Raw genomic sequence first — 15793 nt, 5'->3', positions numbered from 1 at the left:
GCTGTGGACGACGCGCCGCTGCGAGCCTTCCTGTGGATAGGCGCTAGGCAGGGGCGACGCGGCTGTTAACGTGGCGTCATGAACGTACTTATGACCGGACGCCGCGCCGGAATTCTTGCCACCCTCTGTTTCCTTCTCAGCGCATGTGGAGCCGGGGCGGGTGCGCCTCCCCCGGCGCTCTCTCCTGGCGGTGCTTCGAGCCCACCGGCCACGACTGCTTCGCCTGGCGCTAGCTCCGCTTCGTCTGCCGGGAGCTCCGGTTCCGCTGCCAGCGGGTCAGCAGGCGCTGCCATAAACTCCGACTCCGCCGCGCCCGCCGGTTCTCCATCTGCCCTACCCACGTGGCCGGTGCAGATTCCGGTACCTCCCTCGCCCGCTCAGATGGCCGAAGATTCAGTGGAGGGAGCCATCGCGGCCGGGCAGTATCTTTTCACCCTCCTCGATTACGCGACGATCACCGGCGATATCGCACCTCTCACCCCGCTGGCCGGGGAACAATGCGATTGGTGCCAACACCAGATCGCGAAACGTGAAGAAACAGACTTCCGGCCCCGGCAGCCAACCGTTTTTAGTTTTAGTGATGCGCGGGGGCGCTGGAATGATCCCATAGCCGCCTATACCGTGCAGTTCTCCGTCTCCCATCCACCTAATCCGGTGGTCAACCGCAAGGGCGCCGAAAAGACAGATCGCGCCGAAGAATTCTTCGTAACCATGCGGATTTTCCGCTCGGGTAATAACTGGATCGTGGACGCGGTGGGCATGAACGACGACATTTTGGACGGAGGCGTGTGATGAGCCGGTACAGCAGTCCCAGATTTAAGCCGCGCTGGTTCCTGAGGGGCCTGATCATAGGCATGGCCGCGGTGGTATTTCTTGGTTCGTGCACGGTGAGCGCTCCGGCCCTCGCCCGCGAATATGAGGATGGTGAGGAACGTATCTATACCGCTCGCACCGATGCCGGCGGAGTGACTGTGGAAGCTCAGGGTAGTTACACTCGGCGTCTACCCGGTGGCGCGGGCGGTACGGCGTCTGGCTCGGGTGGCGCGGATAGCTCAGGCGCGGGCGGCGGCGCCGGCGCGGACCCTGGATACTCCGGCTCCGGGTTGGAAGGTGGCACCGCTACAGCAAGTGGCTCAGCCACCGGCACGGCCACCGGACCCTACGGGCTGCCGTGGTCTCGGCGCGCGCTCATCGCCGCGGTTCGGGATACTTCCCTGCCGGGGCATGTGCGCGGGGCGGCCGGGATTCTCAGTTGGATACTGGCAAACGGCGCTCCTCCGGTTGACCCACAAACCGGTAGCGCTCCCACCGCCGCGCAGTTGGAGACGATCATTCACACGGAGAGTATCCGGATTGCGGCGGCGAATGCTGAGGCGTGGATGGAACCGGCGCGCGGTTGGGTGGCCATCAACTACCCGGTCCGCTTGCATTATTCCGCGCCGGCCCAGCGCCACACGGTGACCTTGCTCGGCGCGGAGGTGGTTATTGATCTGGTTCCGGTGCGGGCCACGTGGGAGGTGCCTGGCGCAGAAATCGCGAGCGGTGCGGGGAGCATGTCCAACGTGGGGAGCACGTCCAATGCGGCAAACTCCCCCACCACGAACACCGCGAAGGCCGGGAACAGCGGGAACACCGGGAATGTCACGCCCGGTCGCCCAACACAGACCGTCCCGGCCCGCCAGCCCTTTACGGAAGTTATCTACCGCCAGGCTAATGAGGAGGTGAGTGCCACGCTGGTCGTGGAGTGGGAGGCTCGGTACAGCATTGCTGGGCAGAGCCGCTCGCTACCGGAGCTCCTCACTACCCGCTCCGAAACCGCCCCGGTGATAACACGAGAGCTCGAAGCCCACCTGATCGGTTAGCTTCGAGCTCTCGATATCGGTATCAGCTATTCCTAGCCCGCGGCCCTAGCTTGCGCGTGAGCTTGGCGCCCTGCCGGCGCCTCAACTCGCGCTCACGTAGCGCCGTAGCGCCCTAGTTCGCCGCGGCCAGGCCGCCTCCGGAAGTCGGAGCGCCAGCCCCGGCAACCGGCCCGCCGCTGGGGCGAGTATTCACCCCGGAGGCCAGGCCTTCCATCTGGGCCGGCTCGTGCGCTTCGATCACGCCGTCCGGTAGCGGCTGGTCGGGCGACTGACCGGTGAAGGTGAAGGACATCGGAATATTGTCCTTATCCACATCCACCACGATGATGTCACCCTTGGAGAATTCGCCGTAGAGCAGCTTCTCGGAAAGCACATCTTCCACATCGCGCTGGATAGCGCGGCGCAGCGGGCGTGCCCCGAGCACCGGGTCGTACCCGCGGTCAGCCAGGAGTTCCTTCGCGTCCTTCGTCAGGGCGATGGAGAGGTTCTGGTCCCGCAGGCGCTTATCCAGCTTGCCGATCATGAGATCCACAATCTGCAAAATCTCCGGGCGGCCCAGCTGCGGGAAGACGATAATGTCATCCACGCGGTTGAGGAATTCGGGCCGGAAATTGTTCTTGAGTTCTTCCGCCACCTTCGTCTTCATGCGCTCGTAGGACGAAGTGGTATCGGCGTCGAACTGGAAACCGGTTTGCACGCCCTTCGCAATATCCTTCGTACCCAAATTGGTGGTCATGATGATGATGGTGTTCTTGAAGTCCACCACCCGGCCTTGTGCGTCCGTGAGGCGCCCTTCTTCCAGGATCTGGAGGAGGGAATTGAAGAGGTCCGCGTGGGCCTTCTCAATTTCGTCGAAGAGCACCACGGAGAAGGGCTTGCGCCGCACCTTCTCGGTGAGCTGGCCGCCTTCTTCATAGCCCACGTATCCCGGAGGGGCACCGAAGAGCCGCGAAACGGTGTGCTTCTCCGAATACTCGGACATATCCAAGGTGATGAGCGCGGATTCATCCCCGAACAGGAATTCCGCGAGCGCCTTGGCGAGCTCGGTTTTACCCACACCGGTAGGCCCGGCGAAAATGAAGGAACCACCCGGGCGGTTGGGATCTTTCAAGCCCGCGCGGGTACGGCGAATCGCCTGGGAGAGCGCGGTCACGGCTTCATGCTGGCCGATCACCCGCTTGTGCAGCTCGTCTTCCATGCGCAGCAGCTTTGCGGATTCCGCCTCGGTGAGCTTGAAGACCGGGATGCCGGTGGACATGGAGAGCACTTCGGTGATGAGATCTTCATCCACCACCGAGACGACGTCCATATCCCCGTCCTTCCAGGCTTGCTCGCGGGCATCGCGTTCTTCGCCGAGCTTTTGCTCTTCGTCACGCAGGCCGGCGGCCTTCTCGAAGTCCTGAGCGTCGATAGCCGCTTCTTTAGCGCGGCGCGTGGAGGCGATCTTATCGTCCAGTTCGCGCAGTTCCGGCGGCGCGGTCATCTTGCGGATGGCCAGGCGGGCCCCCGCTTCGTCGATGAGATCAATGGCCTTATCGGGAAGGAAGCGGTCGTTAATATACCGGTCTGCCAGGGTGGCGGCTGCCTCCAGGGCGTCGTCGGTAATAGTCACGCGATGGTAGGACTCGTACCGATCCCGCAAGCCGCGCAAAATATCAATCGTTTGTTCCACGGTGGGCTGTTCCACCTGGATGGGCTGGAAACGCCGTTCCAGCGCGGCGTCCTTTTCAATGTACTTGCGGTATTCATCGAGGGTGGTTGCCCCGATGACCTGGAGTTCCCCGCGGGCCAGCATCGGCTTGAGCAGCGAGGCGGCATCCAGGGCGCCTTCCGCGGCGCCCGCGCCCACCAGGGTGTGGATTTCGTCGATGAAAAGAATGATGTCCCCGCGGGTATTGACTTCCTTGAGGATTTTCTTCATGCGTTCCTCGAAGTCACCGCGGTAGCGCGAACCGGCCACCAGGGAACCCATATCGAGGGAATACAGCTGCTTATCCTTGAGGGTTTCCGGAACGTTACCGGCGGCGATGGACTGGGCCAGGCCCTCCACCACCGCGGTTTTACCCACGCCGGGTTCGCCAATCAGCACCGGGTTGTTCTTGGTGCGCCGGGAGAGCACCTGCATAACCCGCTCGGTTTCGGTATGCCGGCCGATCACGGGGTCAAGCTTGTGGTCACGCGCGGCGGCGGTGAGGTTGCGCCCGTACTGATCGAGGACCGTGGAACCGGCCTTCGTGCCTTCGCGCGGGCCGCCACCCACCCCCACGGCTTCCTTCCCTTGGAAACCGGAAATAAGCTGGCTGACCTGGTTGCGCACGGTGGGCATATCCGCGCCGAGCTTGATGAGGACCTGGGCGGCCACGCCGTCCGCTTCACGGGTGAGCCCGAGGAGGAGATGTTCGGTCCCGATATAGGAGTGGCCCATTTGCAGCCCCTCGCGCATCGCGAACTCAATGACCTTCTTGGCGCGCGGCGTGAAGGGAATATGACCCGAGGGCGGCTCCTGGCCTTCGCCGATAATGTCGATGACCTGCGTCCGCACGGACTCAAGCGTCACCCCCAGGGCTTCCAACGCCTTCGCGGCCACCCCTTCGCCCTCGCGAATGAGGCCGAGCAAGATATGTTCGGTCCCCAGGTAGTTGTGCTTGAGGTTCCGTGCTTCTTCCTGCGCGAGCACGATGACCCGCCGAGCGCGGTCGGTGAACCTTTCGAACATAACTCTCCTTGCACTTGCAATCTTCTAAAAGAGTAACGGCCCTCAGCCCGGGAGCCGTCCCCTGTTCGCCAGTGGCATGAGTGTGTGGCTCACATTTTGCTGAGGGAAAAAGCCGAATTAGCGCGGAAAGTGCTGTTATCGATAAGATTTCTGAGCTTATTTCACTATCGCCGGGCCTTTGGGCCCATATTGGCGGGGCGTTGCGGGCGGCGCGGCAAGCACGGCGACTGTGTGCGGGCCGCGAGCGCCGGCGGGGCGCCGCGGGCTAACGCGCCAGTTTAAGCGCCGGCGGATTCCACCTCAACGAGGAGCGTGAAGGGGCCGTCATTGACGAGCTCCACATCCATCATGGCCCCGAACTGCCCGGTAGCAACCTCCAGCCCGTACTTCTCCCGCAATTCGCGCACGACCGCTTCGTAGAGCGGATCGGCAACCTCCCCGGGCGCGGCCTTAGACCACGAGGGCTTGCGGCCCTTGCGCACATCCGCATACAGGGTGAATTGCGAAACGAGTAGCACGGGCGCCTGCGCTTCTTCCGCGCTGCGCCGGCTATTCGGATCATCGGTGCCGTCCGCGGCACGCAGCACTTTCAGCTGCGCGATTTTCCGCGCGACTTTCTCCACTTCCGCCGCCCCATCCCCGTGGGTCACGCCCAGGAGCACGCACAGCCCCGTGCCGATCTGCGAAATCACGGCGCCGTCCACCGTGACGGACGCGCGCTTGACGCGCTGAATAACTGCTCGCATTCTTCCTCCTTCGTGGTGTTATTAGTACGACGACGCAGCTAGGCCCTGCGCCTACCCGGCTTTACCAGGACCCACCCCCGCGCCCGCGCGAACCGCGCCGCGGGCCCATCCGCTGTTCTTCGGGACCCAGGTAGTAGAGCGCCCCGTAGGCCGCCCCGAGCATGAGGAAGGGCTGGAAAGGCAGGCGAATGGGCGTGAAAAGCACGATCCCGGTGACCAGGGCGCAGCCGAGCAGCACCCCGCTCCAAAACTTTTTATCCTTGCGGGCATAGCGAAAATCCGCATCCGGCCGGCGCAGGCAGGCCACCAGCGCCCACACCATAAACGCGAGAATCGCCAGCTGGATCACAAAAAATATCCCGTTGCAGATATCCGTGACGAGCCGCAAGGTTGTTAGGTTCATGATTCTCCGTCCTCGTGCTAAGCGTGGTGCTCGCCCTCATTCTAATCACGGCCTACGACACTTTTTTCGCCGCTTTCACGAATGGTCACCGCCACGGGCGCGTGCGCAGGTAGAGGAATAGGTTCGACGCCGCAGCGGAATTCCCCGACCCGCACCGCCCCCAGCGCTGTTGGTTCTCTGATCAAGGCGAGGGCAAGGGGGCCCTCTTCCCAATGCCGCACCGCGGAGGTCACGTAGCCCAGGGCCGGTGCCTCGGTGCGATCCGCGTGTACCGGAGTACCCGGCTCAGGTAGGTCAGCTTCATCCGGGCCTTCTAAATACAGGCACGCCAAGCTCCGCCCCGCTTCCCCGAGCTGGCGGATATCGCATTCCCCGGATTCGCGGGCACCTATTTCTCGGGTTCCACAGGCGTACACTTCCCCGGATCCGCGGGTGCCCGCTAGGCCAGAGCCGTAAATATCACGAAGGCCCGCCCCCGCGCGCGCCGCCCGGAAGGGATCCGGGCGGCGCGCGGCGACCCGGTAGGCGATCCAGGCGAATAAACCTACCGGACTCATGCCGGCGGCCTGCCCGGCCCGGGCGACTACCTCAATATCCTCGACCAGGAGGATCACCGTATCGCTGCCCGGCCACCAGTCTTCCCAGAAAGTGGCGGATAGCCCGGGCTGGCCGCGCATGGCCGCACGGAGGCGCGCGGCTCCTTGCGTCGTCGTACCTATGGCTATGTAGTTGGCTGGGCACATACCACAATCAGGCCCGCCCGGCGGGCTTAGGAAAATATCTTCACGACTATCCTCGCAGCGCAGTAGGGCACTGAGAATCCGGCCTCCGGCGTCGCATTCCAGCACTTCGCGTGCATGCTCAGCATCCGGGCATGCCCTGACGGCGCCGCGCAGCACCTGCCAATGGGAAAGGTCCACGAAGCCGCGCCCGGCTTCCAGCTCGCGCTGTTCCACATAGGGATTGGTGTAGAAAGCGGCCACCCCGGCCGCCTCCCCCTCCCCGGGAACCGCGCCGGGCCAGCGCAGCAGCGGGCTGGGTATCACGATTCTGGTTGCGCCTCGGGCGCGCCCGCCCCGCCGGCAGAATCCGCACCGCCAGATTCCGGCTCGCCCGCTTCCGGGCAATCGCTCAGGCGCTGGAGGCGGCCGGCCATATAGCTGCGCATATCCGCCCCGAAAGCCGCCATATCGTAGGCGTAGAAAAACTCGGATTCCACGTAGCCGCCCATGATTTGGCCGCCGGTGTAGCTCGCGGCGGTGGGGGTGGCAGCGATGGCGTCCGCGACGATCTGGAATTGCGGGCCCTTAATAAAACCGGCCCAGGTCATGGCGTGCCCGGCGGAAGTGGCGATCATGCCTTCCAGCACGAAACGGCCCTCTGTGCCCTGGAGGTTATTCGGAGAAACGCGCAGGTAGCCCTCGAAGCTCGACCACAGCTGACCTTTGGTGAGGGCCGCGTACATCCGCCCGCCGGGCACCTCCCGATCCACCGCCCCGGCCGGCTCCTGGGAAAGCCAGGTTGCCGAACGCACCCGCAGGTAGGGGCCGTGGTCATCATTATCGATGCGCAATTCGTGGAGGTAGCCGGCCGCGTCCACGCCCTCGTATTCGAGGAGGCCAGCGCCGCGCCAGGTATCAACGAGCCAGGCCATCGGATAGGTTTCCGGGCTGAGATTTTCAGGGATTGCAAAGACCATATGCTCAGGTTACCCGCCCCGGCCGGGCATCATCCAAAGTTTCGGGCACATACAGCCCGCGGCTGCCACAGCCCATAGCTAGTGTCATTTTCCCACGTCGGAGCAAAAAAGTCTTCATTTTTCACGCTTGGCCCGAAAGCGCGACGAAAAGTTTCCGATTGGCCGTGCTCTTGTTATTCTGAAGCCACGGTGCCGGACCTTGAAAGCCCCGGGCTCCAACTAGCGCCGCTACGAGCGGCATTCGCGCCGTCAGGCGCTCTCAGGTCCGGCACCCTTTCCCGCCATTCTTCATTTTCCCCGCCACTTTTCTACCGCTGCGTGGGGTTAATAGACAAAAGAGGTCCAATTGCTGCGCGGCGTTGGTTTGGATTCGGTCCGGAACCGTATGAACCGTACCCAGAAACAAAGTGTGCGCGAGAGTACCGTTTCAGGGCGATTTCGTGTCTCTTATGCACATCCTGTGGGAGGCGATGTCCCAGACTCACACTTTGCCTCGCCGGCCCGCCGCTCCGGCGAGGAAGGCATATTTTCCGGGATGTACTTCGCATGTACGACATATGAAGTACAGCTCTGAAAACAGATACCCCCTCCCCAGGTGCTGGTGTGACTATTGAAGTTCGTGAGGTCCGTGAGGCTCTCGCATGAAGCCCGCCGCGCCCGCCCGAAATCAAAATGCAACAGCAGCTACGTTAAGAAATTGTTTTGATGTCGTCGGGTTGCATCCTGCGGGGCCCGCTGCCACCGGGTTACATCCTGCGGGGCCCACTGTCGTGGCGTTGCTTTTTGTGGAGCCTACTGTCAGGGTGTTGCATCCTGAAGAGATACCCGTCGAGAGGTTGCTTTTTGTGAGGGGCTCATGTCGGGAGGGCGCATCCTGCGCGCATCCTGCGCACTTCGCTGCCGCCGCGCGCTTGCCCGATCTCACCGCGCTGTCATACACGTTTCGCCCCATAATGAACTATCCTTGAGGAGAGTCGTTCATCGATTGTTCATGTCCCCGAAACGAGGAATTCACGTGGGGTTATTCTCTAAATTCTCGCGTTCCACGCGGGTTTTCGACCTAATTGGCGCCCAGGCGGCGCATCTTCCTATCGCCGCCGCGGGCCTCGCGCAGCTGATGACCGCACCGGTTCATGAGCGCGCGGAGTTGCAGCAGCAGTTGCATACCATCGAAAACAATGCAGATGAGTCAAATCACGCGCTCCTCAAAGTGGTAAATAGGTCTTTTGTCCTCCCTTTCGACAGGGAGGATCTTTATGCCCTGACCACCGCGGTTGATAATTGTGTGGACCTCATGGACGAGGTCGGGGAAAACGTGGCCTTCATGCGCCCCCTCACCCTCCCCGATAGCGTGCCTACGGTGGTGGATATTCTCAAGAGCTGCGCCCGCCTCTCCTCGGATATCCTCGCGCATTTCAACCCCACCTCCCCGGATACCCGCGAATACTGGGTGGAAATTAACCAGCTGGAAAACAAGGGCGATTCCCTCTACCGTTCCACCCTCGCCGCGCTTTTTGAAAACGCCACCGACGCCATTGAATTGCTGCGCGTCAAACTGGTTGTGGACACCCTCGAGGACACCGTCGATGCTTTCGAGACGCTCGCCGCCGTGGTCGAGCGCATTGCCCTCAAGGAGTCCTGATTTTGTCCAAGTTGCTCTTTTTGGTGGGCACCGTCGTCGTCATTAGCCTCATTTTTGACTTCACTAACGGTTTTCACGACGCCGCAAATGCCATCGCCACCTCGGTAGCCACCCGCGCGCTGACCCCGGGGGTGGCCCTCGCGATGGCGGCCGTCATGAACTTCCTCGGCGCGATGCTCGGCACCAAAGTGGCCGAAACAATCGGCTCGGGCATCGTTGATATTACCGAGCTGGAAAAAATCACCGGCCTCACCCTGGTGCTCGGCGGGCTGGCCGGGGCAATCGGCTGGAATCTTATTACCTGGTGGCGGGGGCTGCCCTCGTCATCTTCGCACGCGCTCATTGGCGGGCTGGCCGGGGCGGGTATCGCTTCGCTGGCCACCGTACACTGGGCGGTTATTTTCGACCGCGTGGTGGTGCCGATGGTTGTTTCCCCCGCGGTTGGTTTCCTGCTCGCCTACCTCATTATGAAAGTGGTGTTGCGCCTGCTCACCGAGGCACCCTACCACACCACCATGCACCGTTTCCGCTACGCCCAGACGGTTTCCGCCGCGATGGTAGCCCTCGGGCACGGCCTCCAGGACGCCCAGAAAACCATGGGTGTGATCGTGCTGGCCCTCACCGCGGGCGGCTTCCACAACCTCGAGGACGGCATCCCCACCTGGGTGAAACTGGCCGCGGCCGCCGCGATTTCTTTGGGGACCGCGACCGGTGGCTTCCGCATTATGAAGACGCTCGGCTCAAAAATTATTGATTTGGATCCGGCCCGCGGTTTCGTTGCGGAAAGCGTGGCCGCGAGTGTTCTTTATACGACGGCGTTTGTGTGGGCCGCCCCGATTTCCACAACACATACCATCACCTGCGCGATCATGGGGGTCGGGGCCACGAAGCGGCGTTCGGCAGTGCGCTGGTCCGTGGCCGGCAATATTGCCACCGCCTGGATCCTGACTATCCCGGCGGCCGGCGCCCTGGCAGCGGTGGCCACCTGGCTGCTGCGCCTGGTTCTTATCTAGGCAAACTCGGGTATCTCGCCCGCACCGTGGCGCTGCCACTAGCGGGCGAGAACAGCGCCACGCGCGCGCCACATAGAAGTGAGGCGGCGGGCCGGTGCGGCGTCGTCGTACTCATATAGCATCCACAACACAACTGTGCCGCGCAGGATAGTTCCCGCGCGGCACAGTTCGCAAGGTAAACAGCGGAGCTTTTATCCGGTTTAGCCGAAGCGCCCGGAGACGTAATCTTCGGTTTCCTTGTGGGTCGGGTTGGAGAAAATCTTCTCCGTCTGGTCGAACTCCACGAGGTGGCCGGGCTTGCCGGTCCCAGCGATATTGAAGAAGCCGGTCATTTCCGAGACGCGCGCCGCCTGCTGCATATTGTGCGTCACGATCACGATCGTGTATTCCTCTTTGAGGCTGTTCATGAGGTCCTCAATCGCGAGGGTGGAGATCGGGTCGAGGGCCGAGCACGGTTCGTCCATGAGGAGCACCTCGGGCTTGACCGCGATGGCGCGGGCGATGCACAGGCGCTGCTGCTGGCCGCCGGAAAGCGAGGAACCCGGCTTATCGAGGCGGTCCTTCACTTCCTCCCAGAGGTTCGAGCCGCGCAGCGAGCGCTCCACGATTTCCTCCGCGTCGGACTTCTTGATCTTCTGCGAATTGAGCCGCATCCCCGCCAGCACATTGTCGCGAATCGACATGGTGGGGAACGGGTTCGCACGCTGGAAGACCATGCCCACGTGCTGACGGACGGTCACCGGGTCCACCCCGGGGCCGTAAATATTATTGCCGTCGATGAAGACGTCGCCGGTCACGTAGGCGCCGTCGATCACTTCATGCATACGGTTGAGGGAACGCAGGAACGTGGATTTGCCGCACCCGGACGGGCCGATCAGCGCGGTCACCGAATTCGGTTTGATATCCACATTGACGTTCTCCACGGCGAGGAAATCACCGTAGTAAATGCTCTCGTTACGAACACTAATTCCCTGAGGCACTGTTTTTCCTTTCGGCTGCCGCGTTAGCGGCCCTTCGGGGCGAAGATATGAGCAATCAAGCGCGCCAGCAAGTTGAATACCAGCACGATAAACACCAAGACGAGCGCGCCGCCCCAGGCCAGGTCGAGGTTATTGGCCTTGAACTGCGAGTAGACGAACACCGGGAGCGTCATCATCGGGCCGTTGAACAAGGAGTAGTTGAACGTATCCGAGACGGAGGCGGTAATCATCAGCGGGGCCGATTCGCCGATCACGCGGGCGATGGCGATCACGCAACCGGAAACGATACCCGGCAGCGCGGTCCGCAGCACCACCTTGATGATAGTGCGGGACTTCGTCACGCCGAGCGCGTAGGATGCTTCGCGCAATTCATTGGAGACGATGCGCAGCATTTCTTCGGTATTGCGGACCACGATCGGCGTCATAAGAACAACAAGGGCGACGGCGCCCATGATGCCATTGCGGAACCCGAGCGCGGGCGCGAGCACCGGGACAATCGCGGCGGCGAAGAGGCCGGCCACGATGGAGGGGATGCCCGTCATAATATCGACCAGGAAGGTCACCGAGCGCCCGAACCAGCCACCCCTGTTGTATTCCACCAGGTAGATGGCCGTCAGAATACCGAGCGGGATGGCGATGAGCGCCGTGATGCCGGTGATAATGAGCGTACCTACGATGGCGTGGCCGAGGCCGGGCTGAGCGCCGGGCAGGGACATGCCGAGGGTGGAGTTATTGAGGAAGGAGTAGCTGAGGATCGGGAGGGCTTCCACGATCACGGTGTAGAGCAGCGAGAGCAGCGGGAGCACCGCGAGTACGAAAGCGCTGGTGATGAGCACGGTAGCCATGCGGTTGGCGCCGCGGCGCGGGCCTTCCACCGCGTATCCCACAATCCGGATCACGAGGAAGAAGACGAGCAAGCCCACCAGGACCGCGCCGAAAAGCGAATCCGCTTTGAAGCCGAAGTGGAACAGCAGCCAGGAGGCCAGCATGCACACCACGAGCACCGCCCAATTGAAGAACTTGGGCAGGCGGCCGTATTCGGAGGCGAAGATCGGGGTGCCTTCGGTGACGGTGTCCGTGCTGCCGGCGCGGCCGTTGCCGCCGTTGCCGCCGGGCTGCGTGCCGCTACCGGGCAGCGCGTGCGCGCCGCCGTCGGGCTGGCTGGCGGGGGTCTGTGTTACGTCAGTACTCATTAGGCATTCGCTCCTGAGAATTCTGCGTACCGGGCCAGAACGCGCCGCGCCAACCAGTTGACCACGAAGGTCAGTGCAAAGAGCATGAGGCCGATACCGATAAGGACCTGGCGCTGCAGACCGGGATGAGCTTCAGGGAAGTTCAGGGCGATCTGCGAGGCGATGGTGGAGTGCTGCCCCGGGGAGAAGAGGTTGAAGTTCACCTGCAGGCCGGCCGAGAGCACCATGAGGAGTGCCATCGTTTCGCCCAGGGCGCGCCCCAGGCCCAGCATGGCCGCGGAGACGATACCGGAACGGCCCACCGGGAGCACGGTCATCTTGATCATTTCCCAGCGGGTGGCGCCCAGACCGAGCGCTGCTTCTTCCAGCAGCTTCGGGGTCTGGAGGAATACTTCGCGGCACAGCGAGGTGATAATCGGCAGGATCATAATGGCCAGCACCAGGCCGCCCATCATGATGTTACGAGCCGGCGGCGTGAAGGCCACCAGGCTGGGCTGGAGCGGCCACCAATCGAATTGGGCCAGTCCGCCTTCTTCACCCATGAACGGAACGTGATCCACCCACCACTGGAGCGGCGGGGTGAGCACATTGGAGACCCATTCGAAAACGGGGCGCACAATCGGTTCGAGGGTGCGAATACCCCACAGGCCGAAGACCACGGAGGGAATGGCCGCGAGCAGGTCAATAATGTAGCCGAGGACGGAGGCGAAACGCCGGTGCGCGAAATGCGAAATAAACAGCGCAATCGCTACCGCGAAGGGTACGGCGAGGGCCAGGGCCAGAAGTGCGGAGAGCACGGTCCCGAAGAGGGCCGCCCCGGCGTACTGCCAGAAGCCCATGCCCTTCGTGAAATCTGCTGTCCCGGAGATTTCTTCCTTACCGGCAATGAATGCCGGATATGACTCGAGGAGCAGGAAGATGAAAACGGCGCCCAGGATGAGGATGATGAATGCTCCAGCTCCGATGGCTAGGCCGTTGAAGGTAGTGTCTGCAACGCGGCGACGCGCGCGTTTGGTCGGGCGGGCCGGCACTGCAGTCTGACCCACCTCCGGGGAGGTTTCCTGAGCGGTACGCTCAAGAACCTCCCCGGCTGCGTTATCTCGTTCAGTCATATCGACTTTCAGATAGGGGTATTCGGTTGTCTAACCGCTGGTTTACTTGATGGTATCGATGACGGCCATGGCCTGCTTGCGCAGGGTGTCCGAGATCGGAGCGTTACCACCGTTGGCCGCGAAGGCGGCCTTCTGGCCTTCTTCGGAGACGACGTAGGTGAAGAAGGCCTTGACCAGTTCACCGGTGGAGGCATCCTTGTATTCCTGGCAGCCGATGAGGTAGGAGAGCATAACGACCGGGTAGGCACCCTTGACGGAGCCGTCGCGCTTGAGGTCCTTGTTGAGGAGGGTGTCCGTGGCACCTTCGGCGGCCGGGGAGTCATCCACCACGCGAGCGGCGGCTTCCGGTTCGGGGCCGATGAACTCATCGCCAACCTTGACCTTCACCGGGGTGAGGGTTTCGATCTGGGAGTAGTCGGCGTAGATGATGGAGTTCGGGGTGGAGAGGGCCAGCTGGACCACACCGGAGGTGGATTCGGCGGACTGACCGCCCTGGATCGGCCAGGTTTCTTCCGAGCCGTAGGTCCAGACCTCGGGGGCGGCTTCTTCCAGGTAGGACTGGAAGTTACCGGTAGTGCCGGACTTTTCCGCGCGGTGGATCGGGATAATGGTTTCGTCCGGGAGCTTGACGCCGGAGTTGGTGGCGGCAATGGCCGGGTCATTCCACTTTTCGATCTGGCCGGAGAAGATCTTCGCGATGGTGGGAGCATCGAGCTTGAGCTCCTTGACACCTTCGAGGTTCACGGCGATCGCAATGGGGGAAATGTAGACGGGCAGTTCCACGGCAACGTCGGTCTTGCAGGTATTGGAAACCTGGGCGAGTTCTTCCGACTTGAGAGCCGAGTCCGTGCCGGCGTACTGCACCTGGCCGGAGAGGAACTGCTGGCGGCCGGTGCCGGAGCCGGTGGGCTCGTAATTCACGGTCACGCCCGAGTTCGCGATGGTGAAGTTATCGCGCCAGGCCTGCTGGGCCTTCTGCTGCGAGGAAGCACCGGAACCGGAGATGGTGCCCGAGAGGTTCGAGCCGCTGTCCGCGGCCTGGGTGGTGGCGTCACCCTTGGCAGCTTCGGTGGTGGCAGAAGTCGTTGCGTCCCCACCACAGGCGGAAAGGGTCAGAGCAAGAGCGGTGGCACCAGCAAGTGCCGAGATCTTCATGGTCTTCACTGTTTAATCCTTGCGTGTTCAGGAACGCCCGTTTCGGCGCTCGCTGGTTCGAGCCTAGGAAGCGAGGGTTACGGCGGCCCACACCGGAGGTAAACAGAAGGTTAACGGGCTTGTAGCATGTCTCACAGGCTTGGGTGCGCGCGGCGCGGGACCGGGCGAGTGCGCGGCGCGCTGAGTGCATGGGACGTGACCACGAGAACAGCCCGCGCGCTGGCTGCTGGGCACACGGCCCCTGGGCGCGCGGCCGCTAGGGTTTGGTGTGGACGGGACGGAAGCGTTCGACATCAACCGCGTGGTCGCCTTTCATGTGGACGACGAGGATTTCTCCGGTTTTAAGGTAGGGGTCGTCGTCGGGGAGCTTTTCTTTTACGTGGTGGCCGCCGTGTTTTTTAACGACGTCGATAACGGTACCCAGGGTGGGGCGATGCAAGCTGACCGCCGTGGGAGCTCCGGCGTCAGTCAGGACCGCCTCGATGGTTTTACGTACTCCGGCGGGGTTCTTCGCGTGGGAGTGTTCGGTGAGGGCGGCGACGCAGGTGAGGGAGACTCCGGAGGCCTGTGCGTAGGGGGCGATGGTGGCGGTGCAGCGCTGCCAAGGAGAGGAGACGAGGCGATCCACTCCGTAGACGCTGAGCACCGAACTGATGGTGCGGGCCCGGGAGGCTCCGTGCGGGGTGAGGGGCCGGGTTTTTTCGCTTCCGTTCCACGCCGAGCGTTTTTGGGCGCGGGCGTGGCGAACGAGCAGCACCGCGCGGGTGGTGAGTTCTCCGCGCTCCCAGTATTTCAGGACGCGTTTGAGCATGCTGCGTTCGTCTTTATAGCTGAGTTTTTCGAGGGCGGTTTCCGCGTTCATCCAGCGTGACCGGGTGATTTCCCCGGGGTGGGCGGTGGGGAATTCCGGGCGGGCGGCAACCGGCCGCGAGCGCTGGGTGAGCGGGCGGGCCACCCAGTAAAAGACTCGTTTTTTCTTCCCCGAGGAGAGGGTGTAGCCGATGGAGGGCAGGGGCCGCTGCAGGGCGATATGCTCGCCGGTTTCTTCGTAGACTTCCCGCACGGCTGCCATACGCGGGCCTTCGCCGGGCTTGTATTTGCCCTTGGGGAAGGACCAGTCTTTGTAGCTATCCCGGCGTACGAGTAACACCTGGAATTCGCCACCTTTTTTGCGCCACACAACGGCGCCCGCAGCATGAACGCTGCCCATCACTCCCCCTTCGGCATAGTTGGTACGGATATGCGCTGGCCGCGGGATTCCCCCGGCCCGGG

General features: G+C 62.7%; 14 protein-coding genes. 4 read left to right on the top strand and 10 right to left on the bottom strand.

Annotated features, from left to right (window positions below; translation table 11 throughout):
• The first annotated feature begins 78 nt into the window (after positions 1 to 78).
• Both ACRQFC_RS04815 and ACRQFC_RS04810 read left to right on the top strand, forming a co-directional pair.
• A complete protein-coding gene (locus ACRQFC_RS04815) occupies positions 79 to 792 on the top strand; it encodes a DUF6318 family protein (RefSeq protein ID WP_435709944.1) in 714 nt (237 codons plus the stop codon).
• A 62-nt stretch (positions 793 to 854) separates the two neighbouring features.
• A complete protein-coding gene (locus ACRQFC_RS04810; RefSeq protein WP_320755986.1) occupies positions 855 to 1862 on the top strand; it encodes a hypothetical protein in 1008 nt (335 codons plus the stop codon).
• Between the two features lie 112 nt (positions 1863 to 1974).
• On the opposite strand, the gene ACRQFC_RS04805 is transcribed toward ACRQFC_RS04810, so the two are convergent.
• From ACRQFC_RS04805 to ACRQFC_RS04785, 5 genes are all read right to left on the bottom strand, one after another.
• On the bottom strand, positions 1975 to 4578 hold the full coding sequence (locus ACRQFC_RS04805) for an ATP-dependent Clp protease ATP-binding subunit (RefSeq protein WP_284883604.1): 2604 nt from the start codon (positions 4576 to 4578) through the stop codon (positions 1975 to 1977).
• Positions 4579 to 4856: 278 nt separating this feature from the next.
• Positions 4857 to 5324 (bottom strand): D-aminoacyl-tRNA deacylase, encoded by a 468-nt coding sequence (gene dtd, locus ACRQFC_RS04800; RefSeq protein WP_026428735.1) that lies wholly within the window; start codon positions 5322 to 5324, stop codon positions 4857 to 4859.
• A gap of 61 nt (positions 5325 to 5385) precedes the next feature.
• On the bottom strand, positions 5386 to 5727 hold the full coding sequence (locus ACRQFC_RS04795; protein ID WP_051278341.1) for a DUF2516 family protein: 342 nt from the start codon (positions 5725 to 5727) through the stop codon (positions 5386 to 5388).
• A gap of 41 nt (positions 5728 to 5768) precedes the next feature.
• The gene (locus ACRQFC_RS04790) at positions 5769 to 6773 is read right to left on the bottom strand and encodes a hypothetical protein (RefSeq protein ID WP_435734647.1); all 1005 of its coding nucleotides are present in this window, start codon (positions 6771 to 6773) and stop codon (positions 5769 to 5771) included.
• Complete coding sequence (locus ACRQFC_RS04785; protein WP_284883652.1) at positions 6770 to 7426, bottom strand: heme-binding beta-barrel domain-containing protein; 657 nt, start codon at positions 7424 to 7426, stop codon at positions 6770 to 6772. Before ACRQFC_RS04785 ends, ACRQFC_RS04790 begins: the two co-directional genes overlap by 4 nt.
• 1015 nt (positions 7427 to 8441) lie before the next feature.
• Between ACRQFC_RS04785 and ACRQFC_RS04780 the strand changes: the two genes are divergently transcribed.
• Positions 8442 to 9068, top strand: a complete 627-nt coding sequence (locus tag ACRQFC_RS04780; protein ID WP_026428733.1) for a DUF47 domain-containing protein — start codon at positions 8442 to 8444, stop codon at positions 9066 to 9068.
• A gap of 2 nt (positions 9069 to 9070) precedes the next feature.
• A complete protein-coding gene (locus tag ACRQFC_RS04775; protein WP_435734646.1) occupies positions 9071 to 10081 on the top strand; it encodes an inorganic phosphate transporter in 1011 nt (336 codons plus the stop codon).
• A gap of 200 nt (positions 10082 to 10281) precedes the next feature.
• Here the strand turns inward: ACRQFC_RS04775 and pstB are convergent, their stop codons facing one another.
• The 5 genes from pstB to ACRQFC_RS04750 form a co-directional block, all read right to left on the bottom strand.
• A complete protein-coding gene (gene pstB / locus ACRQFC_RS04770; protein ID WP_320756048.1) occupies positions 10282 to 11061 on the bottom strand; it encodes a phosphate ABC transporter ATP-binding protein PstB in 780 nt (259 codons plus the stop codon).
• 23 nt (positions 11062 to 11084) lie between these two features.
• On the bottom strand, positions 11085 to 12254 hold the full coding sequence (pstA, locus tag ACRQFC_RS04765; protein WP_435709940.1) for a phosphate ABC transporter permease PstA: 1170 nt from the start codon (positions 12252 to 12254) through the stop codon (positions 11085 to 11087).
• Positions 12254 to 13366 (bottom strand): phosphate ABC transporter permease subunit PstC, encoded by a 1113-nt coding sequence (gene pstC / locus ACRQFC_RS04760; protein ID WP_180948672.1) that lies wholly within the window; start codon positions 13364 to 13366, stop codon positions 12254 to 12256. The genes pstA and pstC overlap by 1 nt, the downstream gene beginning before the upstream one ends.
• A gap of 42 nt (positions 13367 to 13408) precedes the next feature.
• The gene (gene pstS, locus ACRQFC_RS04755; RefSeq protein ID WP_035276844.1) at positions 13409 to 14521 is read right to left on the bottom strand and encodes a phosphate ABC transporter substrate-binding protein PstS; all 1113 of its coding nucleotides are present in this window, start codon (positions 14519 to 14521) and stop codon (positions 13409 to 13411) included.
• A gap of 256 nt (positions 14522 to 14777) precedes the next feature.
• On the bottom strand, positions 14778 to 15731 hold the full coding sequence (locus ACRQFC_RS04750) for an NUDIX hydrolase (protein ID WP_284890309.1): 954 nt from the start codon (positions 15729 to 15731) through the stop codon (positions 14778 to 14780).
• Positions 15732 to 15793: the final 62 nt, after the last annotated feature.

Origin of the sequence: Actinotignum inguinis, from assembly GCF_051265835.1 — a bacterium.
GTDB classification, from domain to species: domain Bacteria; phylum Actinomycetota; class Actinomycetes; order Actinomycetales; family Actinomycetaceae; genus Actinotignum; species Actinotignum timonense.
This window is presented reverse-complemented; position numbering and strand designations above follow the sequence as displayed.